This window comes from Salinibacterium sp. NSLL17 (genome assembly GCF_015864935.1).
Lineage (GTDB): Bacteria > Actinomycetota > Actinomycetes > Actinomycetales > Microbacteriaceae > Rhodoglobus.
This window is the reverse complement of the sequence record NZ_JADYWH010000001.1, coordinates 1,723,658-1,743,385: the sequence shown is the minus strand read 5'-3', so window position 1 is coordinate 1,743,385 and position 19,728 is coordinate 1,723,658. Positions and strand designations below refer to the sequence as shown.

17 protein-coding genes are annotated in these 19,728 nt (G+C 61.0%); 6 read left to right on the top strand and 11 right to left on the bottom strand.

Features of this window, described 5'->3' with window-relative positions; translation table 11 throughout:
• Window positions 1-49: 49 nt before the first annotated feature.
• A complete protein-coding gene (locus I6E51_RS08450) occupies window positions 50-823 on the bottom strand; it encodes an ABC transporter ATP-binding protein (RefSeq protein WP_197109956.1) in 774 nt (257 codons plus the stop codon).
• 126 nt (window positions 824-949) lie between these two features.
• Between I6E51_RS08450 and I6E51_RS08445 the strand changes: the two genes are divergently transcribed.
• Entirely contained in the window at window positions 950-1,471 is a 522-nt protein-coding gene (locus tag I6E51_RS08445) for an RNase H family protein (protein WP_197109955.1), read from the top strand.
• Between the two features lie 91 nt (window positions 1,472-1,562).
• Here I6E51_RS08445 and I6E51_RS08440 read toward each other — a convergent pair whose 3' ends face one another.
• From I6E51_RS08440 to I6E51_RS08420, 5 genes are all read right to left on the bottom strand, one after another.
• Window positions 1,563-2,861 carry a M18 family aminopeptidase gene (locus I6E51_RS08440; protein WP_197105607.1) on the bottom strand — a complete coding sequence of 433 codons (1,299 nt, stop codon included), beginning with the start codon at window positions 2,859-2,861 and terminating at the stop codon, window positions 1,563-1,565.
• 56 nt (window positions 2,862-2,917) lie between these two features.
• Window positions 2,918-4,237, bottom strand: a complete 1,320-nt coding sequence (locus tag I6E51_RS08435) for a GNAT family N-acetyltransferase (RefSeq protein ID WP_197109954.1) — start codon at window positions 4,235-4,237, stop codon at window positions 2,918-2,920.
• Between the two features lie 21 nt (window positions 4,238-4,258).
• Entirely contained in the window at window positions 4,259-5,008 is a 750-nt protein-coding gene (locus tag I6E51_RS08430) for a DarT ssDNA thymidine ADP-ribosyltransferase family protein (protein ID WP_231599698.1), read from the bottom strand.
• 51 nt (window positions 5,009-5,059) lie between these two features.
• Complete coding sequence (locus I6E51_RS08425) at window positions 5,060-6,190, bottom strand: GAF domain-containing protein (RefSeq protein ID WP_307783875.1); 1,131 nt, start codon at window positions 6,188-6,190, stop codon at window positions 5,060-5,062.
• Window positions 6,191-6,345: 155 nt separating this feature from the next.
• Entirely contained in the window at window positions 6,346-6,708 is a 363-nt protein-coding gene (locus I6E51_RS08420; RefSeq protein WP_197107118.1) for a DUF5997 family protein, read from the bottom strand.
• Between the two features lie 37 nt (window positions 6,709-6,745).
• Between I6E51_RS08420 and I6E51_RS08415 the strand changes: the two genes are divergently transcribed.
• On the top strand, window positions 6,746-7,471 hold the full coding sequence (locus tag I6E51_RS08415; RefSeq protein ID WP_197109953.1) for a LysR family transcriptional regulator substrate-binding protein: 726 nt from the start codon (window positions 6,746-6,748) through the stop codon (window positions 7,469-7,471).
• An 18-nt stretch (window positions 7,472-7,489) separates the two neighbouring features.
• Here the strand turns inward: I6E51_RS08415 and I6E51_RS08410 are convergent, their stop codons facing one another.
• From I6E51_RS08410 to I6E51_RS08400, 3 genes are all read right to left on the bottom strand, one after another.
• Entirely contained in the window at window positions 7,490-8,203 is a 714-nt protein-coding gene (locus I6E51_RS08410) for a GDSL-type esterase/lipase family protein (RefSeq protein WP_197105610.1), read from the bottom strand.
• A gap of 151 nt (window positions 8,204-8,354) precedes the next feature.
• Window positions 8,355-9,200, bottom strand: coding sequence for an ABC transporter permease (locus I6E51_RS08405; protein WP_197109952.1), 846 nt, complete (start codon window positions 9,198-9,200; stop codon window positions 8,355-8,357).
• A complete protein-coding gene (locus tag I6E51_RS08400; protein ID WP_197105612.1) occupies window positions 9,197-10,207 on the bottom strand; it encodes an ATP-binding cassette domain-containing protein in 1,011 nt (336 codons plus the stop codon). The genes I6E51_RS08405 and I6E51_RS08400 overlap by 4 nt, the downstream gene beginning before the upstream one ends.
• Window positions 10,208-10,285: 78 nt before the next feature.
• Here I6E51_RS08400 and I6E51_RS08395 point away from each other — a divergent pair, with 78 nt between their 5' ends.
• The 4 genes from I6E51_RS08395 (at window position 10,286) to I6E51_RS08380 (ending at window position 16,459) form a co-directional block, all read left to right on the top strand.
• Window positions 10,286-11,071, top strand: coding sequence for a hypothetical protein (locus tag I6E51_RS08395; RefSeq protein ID WP_231599697.1), 786 nt, complete (start codon window positions 10,286-10,288; stop codon window positions 11,069-11,071).
• Window positions 11,068-12,657, top strand: a complete 1,590-nt coding sequence (locus tag I6E51_RS08390; protein WP_197109950.1) for a DNA polymerase Y family protein — start codon at window positions 11,068-11,070, stop codon at window positions 12,655-12,657. The genes I6E51_RS08395 and I6E51_RS08390 overlap by 4 nt, the downstream gene beginning before the upstream one ends.
• On the top strand, window positions 12,657-16,100 hold the full coding sequence (locus I6E51_RS08385; RefSeq protein ID WP_197109949.1) for an error-prone DNA polymerase: 3,444 nt from the start codon (window positions 12,657-12,659) through the stop codon (window positions 16,098-16,100). Before I6E51_RS08390 ends, I6E51_RS08385 begins: the two co-directional genes overlap by 1 nt.
• A 155-nt stretch (window positions 16,101-16,255) precedes the next feature.
• Window positions 16,256-16,459 (top strand): cold-shock protein, encoded by a 204-nt coding sequence (locus I6E51_RS08380; RefSeq protein ID WP_100389010.1) that lies wholly within the window; start codon window positions 16,256-16,258, stop codon window positions 16,457-16,459.
• 162 nt (window positions 16,460-16,621) lie between these two features.
• On the opposite strand, the gene I6E51_RS08375 is transcribed toward I6E51_RS08380, so the two are convergent.
• Both I6E51_RS08375 and dinB read right to left on the bottom strand, forming a co-directional pair.
• Window positions 16,622-18,388: a DEAD/DEAH box helicase gene (locus I6E51_RS08375; protein WP_197105616.1), complete on the bottom strand. Its 1,767-nt coding sequence runs from the start codon at window positions 18,386-18,388 to the stop codon at window positions 16,622-16,624.
• 84 nt (window positions 18,389-18,472) lie between these two features.
• The gene (gene dinB / locus I6E51_RS08370) at window positions 18,473-19,720 is read right to left on the bottom strand and encodes a DNA polymerase IV (protein ID WP_197109948.1); all 1,248 of its coding nucleotides are present in this window, start codon (window positions 19,718-19,720) and stop codon (window positions 18,473-18,475) included.
• Between the last annotated feature and the right edge of the window lie 8 nt (window positions 19,721-19,728).

The window sequence follows — 19,728 nt, the reverse complement described above, 5'->3', positions numbered from 1 at the left end:
TGCCACGGACTTCGAGTGAGCGAATTGGCAAGGAGCCTGAAGCGCAGCCTTACGAGATGCGCAACCACTCGGGGCCCTTTCCGTGACGGCGCCCGCCGACGAGTTCCACAAAGCGGTCCTCGAGAGTCGATGAGCCGCGAACTTCATCCGTTGTTCCGGATGCCAGCACTCGACCATCGGCGATTACGGCAACATGGTCGCACATGCGCTGAACGAGATCCATGGCGTGGCTGGACACGATGACGGTGCCGCCGGACTCAACGAACCCGTGCAGAATGTCACGGATATTGGCGCCAGACACCGGATCGACGGATTCAAACGGCTCGTCGAGCACGAGCAACTGCGGGGCGTGAATCAGAGCACAGGCGAGAGCTATCTTTTTCGTCATGCCGGCGGAGTAATCGACGACGAGCGTGCCACTCACGGCATCGAGGTCGAACAACTCGAGAAGATCAGCGGCGCGTTCCGCGACGACGGCACGGTCCATCCCGCTCAAGAGGCCCGCGTAGGTTACGAGTTGAAGGCCTGTCAAGCGGTCAAAGAGCCGAACACCATCGCTCAGCACGCCGATGCGCCTCTTTGCCTCGACCAGATTGCTCCACACATCAAGACCGTGCACGGAAACAGTGCCGGCATCGGGCCGGAGAAGGCCCGTGGCCATCGAGAGCGTCGTGGTCTTGCCAGCACCGTTGGGACCAACGAGGCCGAAAAAAGATCCACGGGGAACCGTGAGGTCGACAGCGTTGACGGCGAGTTTCTCACCAAAACGCTTGGTAAGTCCGCTGATTTCAAGCGCAGGAACAAGAGTGGGGTTTTCGGGCACGGTACTACCCTAAAACCGATTCGTCCTCAGAGAGGTGTGTGCCGCACAATCTGTGGTGATAACCAGCTACTAGAGTCGATAGGACGCGGCAGTTCTCTCACTCCGCGAGTTCTTCGAAAGGTTGTTATGACGATTACTGCTGCTGCTGACGGATCGGCGCTCGGCAACCCCGGGCCAGCCGGATGGGCGTGGTACGTCGACGACAACACCTGGGCGGCTGGCGGCTGGGATCACGCCACCAACAACCAGGGTGAGCTCATGGCGGTGCTGCAGTTGTTCCGGGCAACGGCGCATGTTGACGATGATCTGCTGATCTTGTGCGACAGCCAGTACGTCATCAACTCGATCACCAAATGGATGCCCGGCTGGAAGAAAAAGGGCTGGCGCAAAGGCGATGGCAAGCCCGTCATGAACGTCGACCTCATCAAGCAGATTGACGACGCCATCACCGACCGCCGCTACCGCTTCGAATGGGTCCGAGGGCACGTAGGGCATCCGCTCAACGAGGCTGCGGATGTCAGAGCGCGCGGTGCTGCCGAAGCATTCCAGCGTCGCTCGGTCTGCCCCGCAGGCCCCGGTTACCCCGGAGCCACTGCGAGTGACGCTAGCTTGCCGGGCGCAACCGACGAGATCGCTCCCCTGTTCTAACTCGTCGCGGCTTAGACAGCGTGGCGATCAGCGGCGATGCCGCATGAGCGCGCTGTCGGTACAGCCGGGCTTGGGGCGCCGAGCGCTCGCCTTACTCGGGCGAGAAGAACGCGGCGATTGCTGAACTGAGCGCCAGCGGGTCAGCGACGCCGCACAACTCGCGAGCGGAGTGCATCGAGAGCAACGGAAGCCCCACATCAATCGTTCGGATACCCAACCGGGTTGCCGTAATGGGCCCGATGGTGGAGCCACAGGGCATGTCGTTGTTCGACACGAACTCTTGGTACTCAACGCCAGCCTGACGGCACGCGCGAGCCCACTCCGCAGCGCCAAGCGCATCGGTGGCGTAGCGCTGGTTCGCGTTGATCTTGAGCAGCGGTCCCCCACCAAGACGCGGACGGTTGGCGGGATCGTGACGCTCGGGGTAGTTCGGGTGCGCGGCGTGGCCGGCATCCGACGACAGACACCAGGAGTCAGCGACGGCACGCATCCGATCCGTTTCGGAACCGCCCAAACCAGCACTGATGCGGGCAATGAGGTCGGCGAGGAACGGCCCGCCAGCACCTGAGCGTGATGCCGAACCAATTTCTTCATGGTCAAACGCGACGAACAGCGGAATGTGATCGAGCTTGGTGTCGAGACCGAGCAGAGCGACGAGACCGGCGTGCACTGACGACAGGTTGTCGAGACGACCGGAGGCGAAGAGCGCATCATCGAGACCAAAGACGGCGGGAGCCGCGGTGTCCGCAACCACAATGTCGTACCCGTCGATGTCCTCAGCAGAACGATTCTTTGCCTTCGACGACAGGATTGAGGCGAGATGACCGAGCACGTCGGCGTCGTCGCGCTCGCCCAAACCGAACATGGGGTTCATGTGAGCTTGGCGCTTGAGCGTGAGCTTGTCATTGACGCCACGATCGAGGTGAATGGCGAGCTGCGGAAAACGCAGCAACGGACCGGTGCGTACAAGCTCAGTGCTGCCATCGCGGAACGTAACCCGGCCAGCAAACTCAAGCTCGCGGTCAAGCCACGAGTTAAGTAGCGGGCCACCATAGATCTCAACTCCGGCCTGAAGAATCCCCTCCGAGCCTGTGGTGGGCTTTGGCTTGAGCTTGAAGCTTGGTGAATCAGTGTGGGCGCCGAGGATGCGGAACGGCGTCGTGCCGGTAGCCTTCGTCGGCTGAATCCATGCCGCAATCGCACCGTCGCGGATCACGAAGTACTTCGCTGCCTTGCGAGTGCGCGCGCCATTCCAGTCATCAGCCTCGTGCAATTCGCTGAAACCGGCGTCACGCAAGCGGCGCGCAGCCTCCGCTACGGCGTGAAAAGACGACGGTGATGCGGAGACAAAAGAGGCAAGATCGTGGACATGATTCAGGGCAGCAGTCATGGACTCATTCTCGCACTGTTCGCCGTGAGCAACGCCCAGCAGCGCACGAGTGACGGCTAGAACCAGATGCTCAACCACGGCGTCGTCGGTGCGTGGAACACACGCTCCACCACCGCCGCAGCACCCTCAGTCAGCTCATGAACGCGGCCGGCAGCAACCAGCGCTGATGCCGTGACTCCGCCGAGATACAGCGAGCTGAGTTCATTGACCGAGAGGGACACCGAGGCAATATCGGAGGGAAGATCGTCTACCTGACGCACCTGCGGCATCCCGGCGTCATCTGTCGAGAGCACAAAGCGGCCGTGCGCGAAGCCGAGGTCATCGCTGACGTCGAATCCGAGCTGGGCTGACGCCGAGTACGTGCGAGCGGTGAGCGAGGCGGGCACATCGAGGATGCGCAACCACAAGTGGTCAATTGGGGACACTCTGGCGGCACGCATGTCGGACAGCAGCCACAGCAACGGTTCATCGATAGAGCGAAGTTCTGCTTTCACCTCACGCACCAGGTCGACCTCCAACACAAAGCGCCACAGCGCCTCATAGGCCTCCGGAGTCTCAGCCAGCAGATAATCGACCGTGAGCTTGTGGTGGGTGAAGTCGGCTCCGCCGGCCGCCACCCGGTACACCACGAATCCGCGCGGCGTTCCGCTCTCGTCATCGAATCGCACCACACGGGTGTTCTTGGTGTACTCCTCATCGCCGGGCGAAGTGCCGGCGATCTGCTCCCAGCGCAGCGGCCACACGGCGATTTGTCCCGGAGTGGCCAGACGGACACGCTCAAACACCGTAGGCGCTTCGCTGACGAAGACGGAGGGTGCCACGTGCTGCAGAGTGCCACGGCGCTCATGAGCCACGAGCGAAGCCCGAGTCGTATCGATCGTGAGATCAGCAGCGAAGACGGCTTGACCGAATCCGAAGCGGCCATAGATCGTCGACTCCGACACGGTGAGCATCGCCATCGGCAGACCCATCGCAGCGGCCGAGCGCAGTTCGCCTTCGAGAAGCGAACGAGCGATTCCGCGACGACGATGCGTCGGCGACACCGTGACCGAGCTGATAGCCCACGCAGCAATGCTCGTGCCGCCAGGAACCGTCAACTGCTCGGTCCACGAACTGGTGGTTGCGACCGGAACCTCCGGGGCGACCAAGCGGTCATCCCAAACACCGATCGTGCGGCGATACGTTACGCCGGCAAAACTTGAATCGACCTGTTCTTTCGACATCGCCGGGCCGTGAAATCCACGGGAATCAGCTTGAAACCACGCCTCGAACGCAGCCCGATTAGACGTATCGACTAGGTCGTAACGCAATCCGCTTGCAGCGAGGGCAGCAGCCGACGTGGGATCAACAGGGTGGTGCGAAAAGTCGTTGGCCATGTACCAACGGTACCGCGAACTTTACAGAATGAACCATGGCGGATAAACCGCCACCTTCGTCTTAAACGAGGCGCCATCAAGAAGCGACTTCACACGCTCGCGAGCCTTGTCACTGGCAACTCCGACGAGTTGCACATCGTCGAAAGCGAAGGAGCCATGAATGAGAACTTCAGCGTCGTCGGTGAGCTCATCGGCACGCAGGTTGCCGAGCATCCGGGTGATGGCCTTTTCATCAGTGGCGAAGCGCGTCAAGCTTGCTGCGGCGTCGCCATCTGCCAGAACGGCATCCTCGCCGAGAGCGCGAACAGTGCTGACCAAGAACACGAAATCTGTGGGAGTTGCAGTGCGAGCGGCATCTGACCAGCGCGGTTCTGAGGCGCCGGCACGGAGCTCGCGCCACGCGGCGGATTCCGGGACCAAGCTGAACGGAACGTAGCGGTCAACAGGCTCGCCGGTGCTGAGCGATGCTGCGCCGCGGAGCTCGCGAGTGAGGGGCGAACTGATGTCGAGGATTGCATCCTCAATTGAGGCGGCCGCGACGAGCTGACCCTCCCGAAGGATGCTCTCCAAGTTGCTGATGTGCGTGACGTGATACACACGCTGGTCCGACAGCGACGGGACCTTCGCGCTCGACGCGCGAGGAGTTCCGGGAACTCGCTTGGTGCGAGAAGAGGTCGTGGCACGCGTTACCGGCTTGACAGGGACAGCCTTCGGAAAGCAGGAATCGCAGAGACCGTTTTCGAAGCCGTGGATGCACTCAGTGCCAGACATTGGAGCCTTTCTCGGAGTTCAGAAATGACCTCCGTATCCAAGGTACGGCAATTATCGACTGCGTATCGCCGTCTCTGCACGATGAGCGAGCTCGCGCAGCAATGTTTCGTGGCTGGGATCGAAGCGGCGCGGCCCCGTATCGAAGATACACACGGCCCCCACGATGTCGCCGTTGGGGGCTGCTACCGGGTAGCCAGCATAAAACCTGATGCGCGGGCCTTCGATGACCCACGGATGATCGGCAAACCGTTCATCGTTCAGGGTGTCTTCCAAAACGACAAGACCACGATCCGTGAACGCTGCGCTGCAGAACGCGCCAGCTTCATCACGATGCATCGAGCCAACGCCCGATATCGACGTGAACCAGTGGGCGTCTTGATCATGGAAGGTAATAGCGGCGCCTGCTGTGCCGAAAAGCTCGCGCGCCGAATTCATGATTGTTGCCAACGATGTCGACACCGTCTTGCGGGTGAGTACTGAACTCTCGAATGGTGGCGGAGTGACGATCGAACCGGGGCGTTCAGTGGGAGGCACAGCCACGGCAGTGAGAGAACGCGCAACGGCGGGCGCAAGTGCGCGGGCCCAGTGCTCGTAGGTGGGGCTATCGAGCGACACCCGAGTGTTTCCCGCAGATGCCGTGGCGGGAACGAAGGTCGCGCTCGGGCGAGTAGAGCACAACTGCTGACTAATCGCGTTGAGATTGGCGACGTTGTGGTTAACGATGCGCAGCAACGGTGCGGGAAGCGACACGAAGTCATCGAGCGGAGCTACGCCAACGATGAACGTGTGCATTGCGCCGCCGCCGCACTCTTCGATCGTGTTCAACAGGTCAGTGACATCCCTTCGCCAAGCGAAAAGGGATCGGAAACGCAGGGCATCTCCCCCGCCGAGCGTGAGCACAAGGGCGTCAAATCGTTCAAGGTTTGCCCATCGGATGACGACACCGGTATCAGCGGCAGACATCGAGGGGTCGGAGACAATGTCGACGCTGCAACCGCGCTGGGTCAGGGATGACAGTTCTCGAGCGAGATGACCGCCGAGTCCGAGTTGATGCGTGTGCACGCCATAGCCCGATGATTTTCCTGGACCGAGAAGGAGTACGCGGTCGGGATCGGGGCCAATCGCTTCGACGCGGGGGTCATCAGCGGGAAGAGTGAGCGCGCGCCACCGTTGTGGCTTCACTGCAAGCCACAGTTTGACTATTGGCCACGCCAATAGCGCAGCATAGCTACGTAGCAATCAATTCCCCACCCGAACGCCCAGACACGGGCACCCTCAAGGTAACGAGTATAGAGCTGAAAACTATTCAGAACCAGCGAGAATGAGGAAAACTGAAATTATTTGCGTTCTGCTTTGGCGGCGCGCTCTGTCTTGATTCGCGCGTTCTCATTGTTGACGGCGGCGTGAACTGCGCGCTCCTCGACGAGCCACGCAGGCATTTCGACGAGAAGTGCCTTGATTTCATCCGAAGTCATGACGTCGGGTGCTCCGGCGCGGGCGAGCCCCGACGTGGAAACGCCGAGCTTTTGGGCGACAACCTGCCGTGGGTGCGGTCCTTCTGCACGCAACTGCGTGAGCCACTCGGGCGGAGTGGCGAGCAATTCTGCGAACTGTTCGCGACTGATCTCGGAATCGCGGAACTCTTCCGGAGCGGCGGGGAGGTAAATCCCCAGCTTTTTGGCGACGGTTGCGGGCTTCATGGTCTGGACTGGCACCCCCCAAGACTAACCTGAAGACATGTCTTCACCATTCACGGTCGCATTTGTGCTCGGAGCGACTCCCGGTAAGTGGGCTCGCGTCTGGAATGAACGCCTGCCCGAGACGACTCTCGATCTTGTCGCAGCAGAACAAGAGGCTGCGCTCGACATGCTGCGGGCGGGCACAGCTGACGTCGCATTGCTGCGCCTTCCGGTAGACCGTGCTGAGAACAGTGATCGGCCGCTCGCCGCTATTCCGCTCTATACGGAGCGCGCCGTCGTTGTTGTTCCCAAGGGGCATGCCATCGAAGCGCTTGATTCGCTTGCTCTCGCTGAGCTGGAAGCCGAGAACGTTATTCGTGGCGACTGGCGCGATGCGGTCGAGCTCGTCGCTGCCAACGTGGGGGTTGCTGTTCTGCCCCAAGCAGTTGCTCGAGCGTTGACACGAAAAGACGTTGTTGCCCGAATGCTCGACGACGGCCCCGAGTGGCAGGTTGCCGTGGTCTGGCGCGATGGTTCAGTCGACCCGCTCGTGGAAGAGTTCATCGGCATCGTGCGTGGTCGCACGGCGCGCAGCTCGCGCGGGACCGGAACCGCCAACGATGCTGCCGAGGACGCTCCCCCGAGCCGAGCGGCTCAGAAGTCGGGAAGTGGAAATAAAAAGGGCACCGGAGCTCGATCATCGGGACGCACCCACAACGGTAAGGGTGCGTCGAAGCGCCCCGCGCGCGCAAAGAGCTTCCGTCCCCAACCGCGCAAGGGCTAACCGCACAAGGTCCAACGACTATTCGCTGACCGAGCCGCTCAGAATGAATTCTGCGACATCGGGGGCCATGGCGTCGGCCCACGCCCGATAACTTTGACGGCCGTCGATTGCCTCAGGGTCTTCGATGGGTGGCGAGAAGTGCACATAGTGGGCATGCTCGCGGTGTGCCACCAACCGCTCAATTTCTGTGTTGTAGCGCTCGGTCATCAGGTGGATGCGGCGTTGATAGCTATCGGGAAAGCGTGACATCTTGGGCGGCACGCATCCCAAAATGAAGACTCCGACATCGGGTGTGGAGTTCTCTAGTAGAAAATCGACGAGCCGTGCCATGTCGCGTCCCCATGTGCGGGCCGGGGTGAAAGTGAGTGACTCGAAGACGCCGAAGGACAAGACGACCGCTTTCACATCGGTGAGGTCACTTACTGCGACCTTTGCTTGCGCCTCGCGTGTTGTCAGCCGAGCACTCGTGACGGTCGCAACCTCGATGCCCTGACCCGTCAGAGCGGCGAGCGAGCGAGCGAGCGATCCCCCGAGGGCAAGTTCGTGAGACGCAACCCCGTATCCCACGACGATTCCGGAGCCGCACAGCAGAACCTTCTGGACGTGGGGTCCGTCGGCGAGGACGGGTGGGCCAGCCTCCGGTTTGGGGAGTCCGCGCCACGAATGAGGAGATGTGTGGACCCAGGCGAGCATGAAGAGTTTCATGACGACGTGTCCAAGGGTGGCGAACATCTCGAACTCCGTTTCGGGCGGTGTCGGAGTGCGCCCGGAGGTTTATCGTGGCGCAATTACCCCGGTGGGTGGGGCGTCTCTAAGTATCCGCACCTTAGCACCGTTGGAGTCCACTGCCTAGATTCTTCAAGGAGTGGTCGCGCTCTCACGCTTAGCGCGTGCTGATGCTCGCGAACTTGCGGATCGCGAGCGGAACGAAAATTGCGAGCATCACGACGATGCCAATCAGCACCGTAAGGACCGGGTGCTGTTGTGACCACACATCGGACTGCACCGCCCCGGCCGGGGTGTTTCCGAACAACTCGCGGGCTGCCTGAACGAGAGCTGAGACAGGGTTTAACTCAGCGAACGTGCGTAGCGGTCCCGGGAGGGTCTCGGCGGGAACAAAGGCGTTGGAGATGAAGGTCAGTGGAAAGAGCACCAAGAACGAGACGTTGTTGATGACCTCGGGACTGCGCACGCTCATTCCGATAAACGCCATCACCCACGAGAGCGCGTAAGCAAAGAGCAAGAGCAGTGCGATCGCAGCGATCGCTTCGAACGGGCTCGAGTTGATACGCCATCCGACAATCAAACCCGTGGCCATCATGACGATCATCGATATCGAGTTGATGAGAAGGTCACCGTTGGTTCGACCGACCAATACCGCGGAGGGACTCATGGGCAAAGTGCGGAAGCGATCGATGATGCCGTCTTTGAGATCCTGGGCCATCGCCGAGCCCGAATAGGTTGACCCGAACACCACGGTCTGAGCAAAGATGCCGGCCATGATGAACTCGGTGTACGTGCTGCCGGGAATATCGATCACGCCGGCGTAGACGTAGGTGAAGAGCAGCACGAACATAATGGGCTGCAACGTGGTGAAGACCAGGATGTCGGGCACACGCTTGATCTTGATGAGGTTGCGACGGGTGGTGATCCACCCGTCATTCAGCCAGTTCATGACCGATGACGTGGCGGTCGGGCTCGGTGCTGTCGTGGGTGCTGTGGCGGTCATTTCTGTGCCTTCTGTGCTGGTGCTGCATCCGTCGTATCAGTGTCGGTTTCGTCGGCGCTTGCCGTGTGTCCGGTGAGCTTGAGGAACACATCGTCGAGAGTGGGGCGACGCATTCCTGCGTCGTAGAGCTGGATGCCGCGGCTCGCGAACTCCGTGAGAATCAACTGCAGCGCGGCGGGAGCATCTTCCGCGTTGACGGTCAGGCCGCGGCCGTCGAGACTCACGGCAGGTTCGGTGCTGCCGAAACGAGTGAGGATCTCGTGGGCGGCGGTCGCGTCATCCCGCGACACGAGGCTCACTTCAACTCTCTGACCGCCGATGGATGCTTTGAGCTCATCTGAGGTGCCCTGGGCAATGACCTTGCCGTCGTCGATGACAGAAATGCTGTCGGCGAGTTGGTCTGCTTCTTCAAGGTATTGGGTGGTGAGGAGCACAGTGGTGCCCTCCCCCACGAGCGTTGTAATGACGTCCCACATGCCAATGCGGCTGCGCGGGTCGAGACCGGTGGTTGGCTCGTCGAGAAAGAGCACCGGTGGGCGCATAACAAGGGCACCGGCGAGGTCAATGCGGCGACGCATGCCGCCGGAGAATCCTTTGACGGGACGGTTTTGGGCTTCGGTGAGGTCGAAGAGGTTGATAAGTTCGCGTGCTCGCTCGCGAGATTGCTTAGCGCCGAGGTGGTAAAGCCGGCCGACCATATCGAGATTCTCGAAGCCAGTGAGGTTCTCATCGACGGCGGCATATTGGCCGGAGACGCCAATCATGGGGCGGATGCGCTCAGGGGAAGCGATGACATCGACACCGTCGATGGTCGCTGAACCTGAATCGGGGCGGATGAGTGTCGTCAGGACTTTCACGGTGGTCGTCTTGCCCGCACCATTCGGACCAAGCAGAGCCGTTACCGTGCCCTGAGGAACCTCCAAGTTGAGGCCGTCGAGGGCATGCACCGGGGCTGCGCCCTTAGGCGTATACGTCTTCTTGAGATCTACTGCTTCGATATAACTCACGGGGTAACGCTAGAACATGCCGGCGACATCGCAAAGACACGCCGATGGATGTCGTACGCAATTGACACACTCGAACATATGTTCGAATATGAACAGGTGTCCCCTGTATCCGTCTCCGCCACTTCAGCGACCGCTGAAGAGTTTTCGGCTGGGCGAGAAGCCCGTGTCGGGAGCACACTCACGGCGGCAGAACGCGTCGCTGAATTGCAGTCCCGCATCAGCCAGATGCAGTCCCGCACGCTGAGCTCAACGCTCATTCCCACGCATCCCGCTATTGCGTCGTTACTACCTGGCGGCGGTTTGCAGCAGGGCAGCGTCTACTCGGTCGATAGTTCGGCGATGCTCATCATGACACTCTTAGCCGCTCCCTCCGCAGCAGGGTCGTGGTGTGCTGTCGTGGGGATTCCCGAGTTCGGGATCGAAGCTGCTCAACGATTCGGGGTCGATCTTGAACGACTCGTACTGGTGCCGCATCCGGGTGACCAGTGGCTGGCGGTGACAGCAGCGATTGCTGACGTTGTGGAGGTCGTCGTCGCGCGCCCACCGGCACGGGCATCCGATTCTGCGGTGGCCAGGTTGGCTTCGCGGCTCAGGCAACGCAAATCAACGCTGCTCATGGTGGGGTCGTGGCCGCAGAGTGAGGCGATGGTGTCATTGGGCGAGAGCCAGTGGCACGGTATTGGCAACGGTCATGGGCATTTGGCTGCGCGTGAAGTGACGGTCACGGTGACGAGCAAGAATGCGGGGCGACCACGCAGCGCACGCATCTGGCTACCTGATGCTTCGGAACAAATTCGTGCTTATGGCGCGCCGGAGATGGCTCCTGCGCCGCTGACGCTTTTGCCGCAGCAGGTCTCGGCATGAATGGCAGGTCGGGGGCGTTGCCTGAGCCACTCCCCCGAGTTCTGGTCCTCTGGGCTCCGGATTGGCCCGTGGTTGCTGCGCGACAACAGGAGAAGTTGCCAGCGGATGCCCCGCTCGTCCTCATCGAGAATGGGCTTGTCTTTGCGGCGGCAGCATCTGCTCGCGCCGAGGGCATCACTCGCGGGTTGCGGCTGCGAGAAGCCCAGTCGCGGTTTCCGGGAATTATCGACCGACCCTACGATCCGGCTCTCGACAGTCGAGCGTTCGAACCAGTGCTTGCCGGGGTCGAAGAGCTGATTCCGGGAGTGCAGGTGTTGCGACCAGGCATGTGTGCCGTTCGCGTGCGGGGTGCTGCCCAGTATTACGGCGGAGAGAAAGCCGCGGCGTTGACTGTTGTCGATCGGGTAAATGAGATTGCGGTATCCGATGCACGGGTAGGCATCGCTGACGCTCTTTTCACTGCGGTTCACGCTGCGCGCAGCACCATTGCCGCAGACCCGCGTTCGCGAGGAGGGCGAGTGCGGTTGGTGCCCGCTGGCGGCTCTGCCGAATTTTTGGCGCCACTTCCGATTGCGGTATTAGAAGAGCCACCCATCGTGACGCTGTTGATGAAACTCGGCATCTCAACACTGGGTGAGTTTGCGAACCTCGATCGCTTCGACGTTCGCTCTCGTTTTGGGGAACTCGGCGGTCGACTGCACGCTCTTGCCAGCGGCCGGGATCCGCAGGCTTTTATCGCACGTACTCCCCCACTCGACCTTGACGTCGTGATCGACTTTGAACCTGCCCTTGATCGCGTAGATCAGGTTGCCTTCGGTATTCGCAGTCGCGCCGACGATTTTGTAGCGGGCCTTGTGCGGGCTCGACTGGTGGCGACCGCGATTCGAATCGAACTTGATTCAGAATCGGGTGAGGTCGCCGAACGGGTGTGGTTGCATCCGCGGTCGTTCAGCGCCAGCGATGTTGTTGACCGCGTGCGCTGGCAAGTGCAAGGGTCCAATCTCATCGAAGCCGGGCTCAGCTCGGGCATTAGCCGGGTGCGCATCGTGCCCGAAACAGTGGATGAGATCGGCAATCATGAGACGGGGCTGTGGGGGTCGGGGCTAGAGCCGCGCATCCATCACGGACTTTCTCGAGTGCAGAGCATGCTCGGTCACGGTGGTGTTCTTGTGCCCACGATTGAGGGTGGGCGCACTCTGCAATCGCGTCAACGGCTCACCGCGTGGGGCGATCGCAGCGTCACCGAACGATCACCACAACGACCGTGGCCCGGCGTCTTACCTGCTCCACTACCGGGAACAGTCTTCTCCACCCGTCATGCCGTGCACGTGTTCGCCGAAGATGGCACCACGGTGTCGGTGGATGAGCGTGGCCACGTTGCTGCACCGCCCGCCCAATTTTCCACCAGCGATTCGCGTTCCCGCACCCTCACGGCGTGGGCGGGGCCGTGGCCGCTCGCTGAGCGCTGGTGGGAGGCAGATTCTCCTGGTCGTTCGTGGCGTTTTCAAGCTGTTGACGACACCGGCTGTGCGTGGCTGCTTGTGCTCGATGACGGCGGTTGGTGGGCTGAAGCGAGGTATGACTGATGGCATGGTCTAATCCACCCATACCGTGGCGGCAGCTTGAACGCACGCTGTCCGGTTTTGGCACCGTCACGCCGATTGGTGAAGCCGGTGATGGTCGAGCTATGTCGCTGGTCTCCAGCAAACGCGCTCCCTACATCGCTCCCAGCGCGCCGCCGACCGACGAGGCAGCCGCGGCGAGCCCGGACGCCACCACCGTGCCGTATGCAGAGTTGCATGCCCACTCAAGTTTCAGTTTTCTCGATGGCGCGAGTATGCCCGAGAAGCTCGCAGAAGAAGCAGCGCGGCTTGGGCTGAGTGCTCTGGCTCTCACCGACCACGATGGGCTCTATGGAATTGTGCGCATGGCCGAGGCTGCCGCTGAATTGGGGTTGCGCACTCTGTTTGGCGCCGAGCTCTCGCTCGGGCTCAGCGGGCCCCAAAACGGTATAGCCGACCCCGAAGGCGATCATCTTCTCGTGCTTGCTCGAAAAGAGGAGGGCTACCACCGTCTTGCCTTGGCCATTACGCGAGCTCAATTGGCTGGCGGCGAAAAGGGGCGACCTCGTTATGATCTCGACGAACTCGCCGAGCTGGCATCCGGGCATTGGTTTGTGCTCACGGGATGTCGCAAGGGGGCGGTTCGTCGTGCGCTCAGCGGCCCCGAGGGTAATGGCGCTCCTACCACGGCATCCATGCTCGCGGCAGGAGCGGAGCTTGATCGGCTCAGTGAGCTATTCGGGCCAAAGGCGGTGATCGTTGAACTCTTCGACCACGGTTACCCGCTCGACTCCGCTCTCAACGATGCTCTTGTCGTGCTCGCGGCCGAACGCGGCTTGAGGGTCGTTGCAACGTCAAACGCTCACTACGCGACTCCTCGCCAGCATCACTTGCACTCGGCAATCTCGGCAGTGCGGGCTCGTCGCAGTCTCGACGAAATGGATGGCTGGCTTCCGGCTGCAGGCACAGCCCATCTGAGGTCGGGAGCTGAGATGGCTGCTCTTTTTGCGCGTTATCCCGGAGCAGTAGCGACGACAGTGGAGATCGCAGACGAGGCAGCATTCGAACTTCGGCAGGCGAAGCCGGCACTTCCTGATCAGGACGTTCCCGAAGGGCACACGCCCGCGAGCTGGTTGCGCGAGTTGACGTGGGCCGGAGTAAAAGACCGCTCTATTGAATTGTCGGAAGCTAACCGGGCACGCATTCAGCGGGAACTTGATGTCATCGAAGAGAAAAACTTTGCCGGCTATTTTCTGATCGTGCACGACATTGTCGCCTTTGCGCGCGGGCGCGGCATCCTGTGCCAGGGGCGAGGTTCGGCCGCCAGTTCTGTGGTCTGTTACCTGCTCAAGATCACGGCGGTTGACCCTTTGCGGTACAAGCTCCCGTTCGAGCGCTTCATTTCAGCGATGCGAGAAGAGGAACCAGACATCGATGTCGACTTCGACTCCGAGCGTCGTGAAGAAGTGATCCAGTACGTGTTCGAACGGTATGGGCGCGAGAACGCGGCGCAGGTCGCGAACGTGATTCAGTACCGTCCCCGGTTTGCGGTGCGCGATATGGCGAAAGCCCTCGGGCACAGCCCAGGGCAGCAAGATGCGTGGTCGAAGCAGATGGAGCGCTGGGGCTCCGACGTTTCGGGAGTTGACCATGACATCCCCGATTCGGTGTTGGAGCTTGCCCAGCAGGTGATGAAGTTTCCGCGGCACCTCGGCATCCACTCGGGCGGCATGGTGCTCACGCAGCGACCGGTCGGTGAGGTCGTGCCGATTGAGCACGCGCGCAAAGACAAACGCACCGTGGTGCAGTGGGACAAAGACGACTGTGCGTGGATGGGGCTGGTCAAGTTCGACCTGCTGGGTCTCGGCATCCTGTCGGCGATGCAATACAGTTTCGATCTCGTTGACGAGGCGCTGGGCGAACGATGGGATCTTGCGACTATCCCCGCTGAAGAGCAGGGCGTCTACGACCAACTGTGTCGAGCAGATGCCATTGGCGTCTTCCAGGTCGAGAGCCGTGCTCAGATGGGGCTGCTGCCGCGTCTTCAACCGCGCGAGTTTTACCATCTTGTTGTCGAGATTGCGCTCGTGCGCCCCGGCCCGATTCAGGGTGGTGCTGTGCATCCCTATGTTCGTCGCAAGATGGGTGCCGAACCGATCACCTACCTGCACCCCAACTTGAAAGAGCCGCTCGAACGCACTCTTGGCGTTCCGATTTTTCAAGAGCAGCTGATGCAAATTGCGGTCGCAGTTGGCGGATGCTCGGCTGACGATGCCGATCTGCTCCGTCGGGCAATGGGGTCGAAACGTGGGATTGAACGCATCGACAAGCTGCGCACCAAGCTCTATGCGGGAATGGCAAGCAACGGCATCATCGACGCGGATGCCGACCGTATCTACGAAAGCATCCAGGCCTTTGCCGGGTTTGGCTTTGCCGAGAGCCACGCTTTGAGCTTTGGGCTTCTCGTGTACGCGAGTGCCTGGGTGCGGCTCCACTACCCCGCTGCGTTCTTGGCTGCTCTGCTGCGGGCGCAACCAATGGGTTTCTATTCGCCGCAATCTTTGGTGGCGGATGCCCGCCGTCACGGTGTGGTCGTGCTGGGCCCTGACCTCCAGCGCTCGGGTGTCTTTGCCGGATTGGAAGCGTTGGGTGACGGGGTCGAGGCGACAGGAAGCGACCGCTGCCTCGATGCAGAACAACCTCCCGTTGGACCATTCGACCGTTCAGCGCCCTTCGATACCGACGACCACCGCCGTGACGGAGCATTTGCGGTCCGTCTGGGATTTGACGAAGTAAAGGGTGTCGGAACGGCGATTGCGGAGAAAATTGTGGCCGCACGGGAGTCCGGCGAGTTCGTGTCGATGAATGATCTGGTGCGGCGGGTTGGTCTCACGACGAAACAATTGGAGGCCTTGGCAGCGGCGGGAGCTTTCGACTCTCTCGAGCTCACTCGTCGTGAAGCAATGTGGAATGCGGGTAGCGCGGCACAGGATCGCGAGGAGTATCTTCCCCACAGTATGGTCACCGTTCAGCCGCCACTTTTTTCGATGTCGAGCCCGGTGGATGATCTGATGGCCGACCTCTGGTCTACGGGGATTTCGCCGGCAAGCCATCCGGTTGCCCATCTGAGGTCGGCCCTGAGCGCGCGAGGAATCCTGAGCGCAACCGACCTGATGACCGCTGAATCCGGGCGTCGTATCGAAATTGGCGGTGTTGTCACTCATCGCCAACGTCCCGCAACGGCCAGCGGAATCACGTTCATGAACATCGAAGATGAGACCGGCCTTATCAATGTTATTTGCAGTGTTGGAGTCTGGGGGCGCTACCGTCGAGTGGCTCGTGACAGCGCAGCGCTCATCGTTCGTGGCGTTCTTGAACGCTCCGTTGACGGTGTGATTAATATTGTCGCAGACCGCTTTGAACCGCTTTCGGGGCTCCCCCACACCCGATCACGAGATTTCCACTGATGACGACTTCATTACCGTTATGTGACTTTTTCGAAATAGATGACACATGCAGGGCTTTCCTGATATAGCCTTAGGCCATCGTTCATGTTCTAGACAAAGGCATGAATGAGGCCTCGACTGTCGGGGCCTGAGGAACGCTCCTGGAGGAGTTTTAAATGGCACTAGGTACCGTCAAGTGGTTCAACGCAGAAAAGGGCTTTGGATTCATCGCCCCCGAGGACGGAAGTCCTGATGTGTTCGCCCACTACTCGGCCATCGCAACAAATGGCTACAAGTCGCTCGACGAGAACCAAAAGGTTGAGTTTGACATCACACAGGGACCCAAGGGTCCCCAGGCGGAGAACATCCGCCCCCTCTGATCTTGATAGTTCAGTAATGAGAACGCCCCCGGTCCTATACCGGGGGCGTTTTCTTGTTAATAGACGGATGCACGACTAACCACACGCGCAGCACCCGGCGGTCTTCGCGTCTCGCCCGGCGAAACGCACAACGCGACACCTGTGAGGCCTCGCTGCTAGCGACTAGTGCATGCCCTTACGCAGGTAATCAATGCGGGTCTGCAATTGCGTCACCGTAGCCTGAGCAACCGCAGGACCGCCACAGACGCGACGGAGTTCCGCGTGGATCAATCCGTGCGCTTCGTTAGAAAGCTTCGCTCTGCGGCCCACGAGGTTGTTCAATAGGGTTCGCTGTTCTTTGAGCGTGCGGTACAGGGGCGGCGGCTGTTCTTCCTTGGGGCGACTCTCGGCGCGTTTCGACTGGCGCTTTTGGCGCTGCAGCAAAAGTTCGCGCACTTGCTCTGGCTCCAAAATGCCGGGAAGCCCAATGAAGTCGAGCTCTTCGTCGCTGCCCGGTTCGGCGGCAAAACCAAACTCGGCGCCGTCGAAGAGCACCCGGTCAAAGTTTGCTTCGGACTCAATGGCTTCCCAGGTGAACTCGTCGGCGAGTTCATCGCTGGTCTTCTCTTCACGGTTCTCTGCATCGAGAAGGCTGTCATCGAGCAGGTCATCGGGCGACTCTTTGCGATCGAGAGCGTGGTCGCGCTCTTTCTCGAGCTTGCCGGCGAGATTCATCAGGTTCGGAACGCTCGGCAAAAAGATTGATGCTGTCTCACCGCGGCGACGGGTGCGCACAAAACGACCAACAGCTTGAGCGAAATACAACGGGGTAGATGCCGAGGTCGCATACACGCCGACGGCAAGTCGCGGAACGTCGACACCTTCAGACACCATGCGCACGGCCACCATCCAGCGACTATCGCTTTCGGCAAACTTCTCGATGCGCGACGATGACTCTTTCTCGTCGGAGAGCACGATCGTGGCGGACTCCCCCGTGATGTCCTTGATGAGTGTGGCGTAGGCGCGAGCCGTGAGCTGGTCGGTCGCAATGACGAGCCCTCCGGCATCAGGGACCGAATGCCGCACTTCGCTGAGGCGACGATCTGCTGCCCGCAGCACCGCCGGCATCCACTCGCCCTTGGGGTCAAGAGCTGTGCGCCACGCCTGCGCGGTGACGTCTTTAGTGTCGCCCTCACCGAGGCGGGCTTCCATCTCGTCGCCCATGCGGGTACGCCAGCGCATTTTGCCGGCGTAGGCCATGAAGATGACCGGACGAACAACGCCGTCTTCGAGCGCGCGACCGTAACCGTAGTTGTAATCAGTGACCGAAGTGCGGATGCCCTCATGATTGGGCGCATAGGTCACGAAGGGAATCGGGGCGGTGTCGCTGCGGAACGGGGTGCCGGTGAGCGAGAGCCGCCGGGTGGCACGGCCAAACGATTCGCGGATGGCATCGCCCCAGCTGAGGGCGTCTCCGCCGTGATGCACTTCATCGAGAATCACGAGGGTGCGGGCCGAATCTGTGATTTCCTGATGCAGCGACGCCTTCATGGCGACTTGGGCATAGGTGACGGCGACACCGTGGAAACGGCGACCACCCCACGCGTCTCCATTGGAGAACGAGGGATTGAGGCGGATTCCGACGCGGTTGGCGGCGTCGGCCCATTGGCGTTTGAGGTGATCGGTCGGCGCCACGACGGTCACACGATCGATTTCCCGTCTGGCGAAGAGTTCAACGGCCAGGCGGAGTGCGAATGTGGTCTTTCCTGCACCCGGAGTTGCGGCGGCAAGAAAGTCGCGGGGCTCTTTCTCAAAATAGAGATCGAGGGCTTCTGCCTGCCACGCCCGCAATTTGGATGCGGTGCCTCGGGCGGCGCGTTCAGGGTACGACGGTGAGAGGTGTTCCGCCGCGAAGGTGCCCACGGTGGGGCCAGGCAATGGAGTGCTCACTTGATAAGACTTTACCGTTCTCTACTGACAACCGAGTTCGTGTTCGGAGTGTTTCGGGCCTGGGGGCGTGAAAAGCGCGAGCGATTAGTCGCGTTGACCTAGGCGCGGCCGTTCTGAACGTTGCGAGCCCAGGAGACGCGCTGGTCCAATGGCACCGGTTCCGAAGCGAGCGGATGCCGCTTCCATGGCCTCTTCGGCGTCTCGCCATCCGTCGGTGGTGTCCCACAAACTCAGCTGTCCGCCGCCCGGTTCGACGAGTTGCTCACCGCGCACGCCGACAAGGCGTACGGGGCGACCTTCGCGAGCGAAGTCGGCATACACGTCTCTCACGGTCTCGTAAATGGTGCGGCCGAGATCGGTGGGGTCGGGCAATTTCTTCGACCGGGTGATTGTGCTGAAATCCTCGAACCGAAGCTTCAACACCACGGTGCTCGCCTCCATTCCAGCGCCTCGCAACCGTGCGGCAACCTTCCCGGAGAGCCGGAGCAATTCGCGGCGGATCTCATCGGCATCTAACACGTTGTACTCAAAGGTCGTCTCGTGCCCGATGCTCTTCTCTGCGGCACGCTCAACGACGCTGCGGGGATCGTTGCCCCAGGCGAGGTTGTGGAGCTTCACTGCGCCAGCTTCACCGACCGCGCGCGTCAGAGTTTCTCGGTCTGCATGGGCGATGTCTGCGATTGTGCTGAAACCACGCTGCTGCAGCGACTCGGCAGTCTTGCCGCCGACGCCCCACAGGGCGGTGATGGGCAGCGGATGCAAGAATTCGATCGTCTGGTCGGCAGGAATAACCAGCAGTCCATCGGGCTTAGACAACCCCGACGCGACCTTCGCCACGTACTTGGATGCGGCGGCCCCTACCGAACAGACGAGGCCGGTCTCTGCAAATACCCGCCGGCGCAGCAGTGTGGCTACCTCGATGGGTGAGCCGTAGATGGCACGTGCGCCCGCGACATCCAGAAATGCTTCGTCGATGCCCAGCCGTTCCACCTTGGGTGTGAGCTGGTCGCAGATATCGAAGACGACGGAAGAGAAATGTTGATAGCGCTCAAAGTGTGGCTCTAGGACGATTGCATTCGGGCACCGGCGCAGAGCAAGGGCCATGGGCATCGCAGAATTGACGCCGTACTTGCGAGCTTCGTAGGTCGCAGCTGTGACCACTGAGCGAACGGAGTTGTGTCCCACTATGACGGGCTTGCCGATGAGCTCGGGGTGATCGAGCAGCTCGACGGAGGCGAAAAACGCGTCCATGTCGACGTGCAGGATGGTGGCAGTGCTGTCGTCAACGCCCGGCGCGGTTACATGCCGCGTGCGACCGTCTTGCTTACCCATAGCGCCAT

What these genes read in the sequence shown, in the direction of transcription:
- I6E51_RS08445 (WP_197109955.1), top strand. Translation starts at nt 950, where the DNA reads ATGACGATTACTGCTGCTGCTGACGGATCGGCGCTCGGCAACCCCGGG.
- I6E51_RS08440 (WP_197105607.1), bottom strand. Translation starts at nt 2,861, where the DNA reads ATGACTGCTGCCCTGAATCATGTCCACGATCTTGCCTCTTTTGTCTCC.
- I6E51_RS08435 (WP_197109954.1), bottom strand. Translation starts at nt 4,237, where the DNA reads ATGGCCAACGACTTTTCGCACCACCCTGTTGATCCCACGTCGGCTGCT.
- I6E51_RS08430 (WP_231599698.1), bottom strand. Translation starts at nt 5,008, where the DNA reads ATGTCTGGCACTGAGTGCATCCACGGCTTCGAAAACGGTCTCTGCGAT.
- I6E51_RS08420 (WP_197107118.1), bottom strand. Translation starts at nt 6,708, where the DNA reads ATGAAGCCCGCAACCGTCGCCAAAAAGCTGGGGATTTACCTCCCCGCC.
- I6E51_RS08415 (WP_197109953.1), top strand. Translation starts at nt 6,746, where the DNA reads ATGTCTTCACCATTCACGGTCGCATTTGTGCTCGGAGCGACTCCCGGT.
- I6E51_RS08410 (WP_197105610.1), bottom strand. Translation starts at nt 8,203, where the DNA reads ATGTTCGCCACCCTTGGACACGTCGTCATGAAACTCTTCATGCTCGCC.
- I6E51_RS08405 (WP_197109952.1), bottom strand. Translation starts at nt 9,200, where the DNA reads ATGACCGCCACAGCACCCACGACAGCACCGAGCCCGACCGCCACGTCA.
- I6E51_RS08395 (WP_231599697.1), top strand. Translation starts at nt 10,286, where the DNA reads ATGTTCGAATATGAACAGGTGTCCCCTGTATCCGTCTCCGCCACTTCA.
- I6E51_RS08390 (WP_197109950.1), top strand. Translation starts at nt 11,068, where the DNA reads ATGAATGGCAGGTCGGGGGCGTTGCCTGAGCCACTCCCCCGAGTTCTG.
- I6E51_RS08385 (WP_197109949.1), top strand. Translation starts at nt 12,657, where the DNA reads ATGGCATGGTCTAATCCACCCATACCGTGGCGGCAGCTTGAACGCACG.
- I6E51_RS08380 (WP_100389010.1), top strand. Translation starts at nt 16,256, where the DNA reads ATGGCACTAGGTACCGTCAAGTGGTTCAACGCAGAAAAGGGCTTTGGA.
- dinB (WP_197109948.1), bottom strand. Translation starts at nt 19,720, where the DNA reads ATGGGTAAGCAAGACGGTCGCACGCGGCATGTAACCGCGCCGGGCGTT.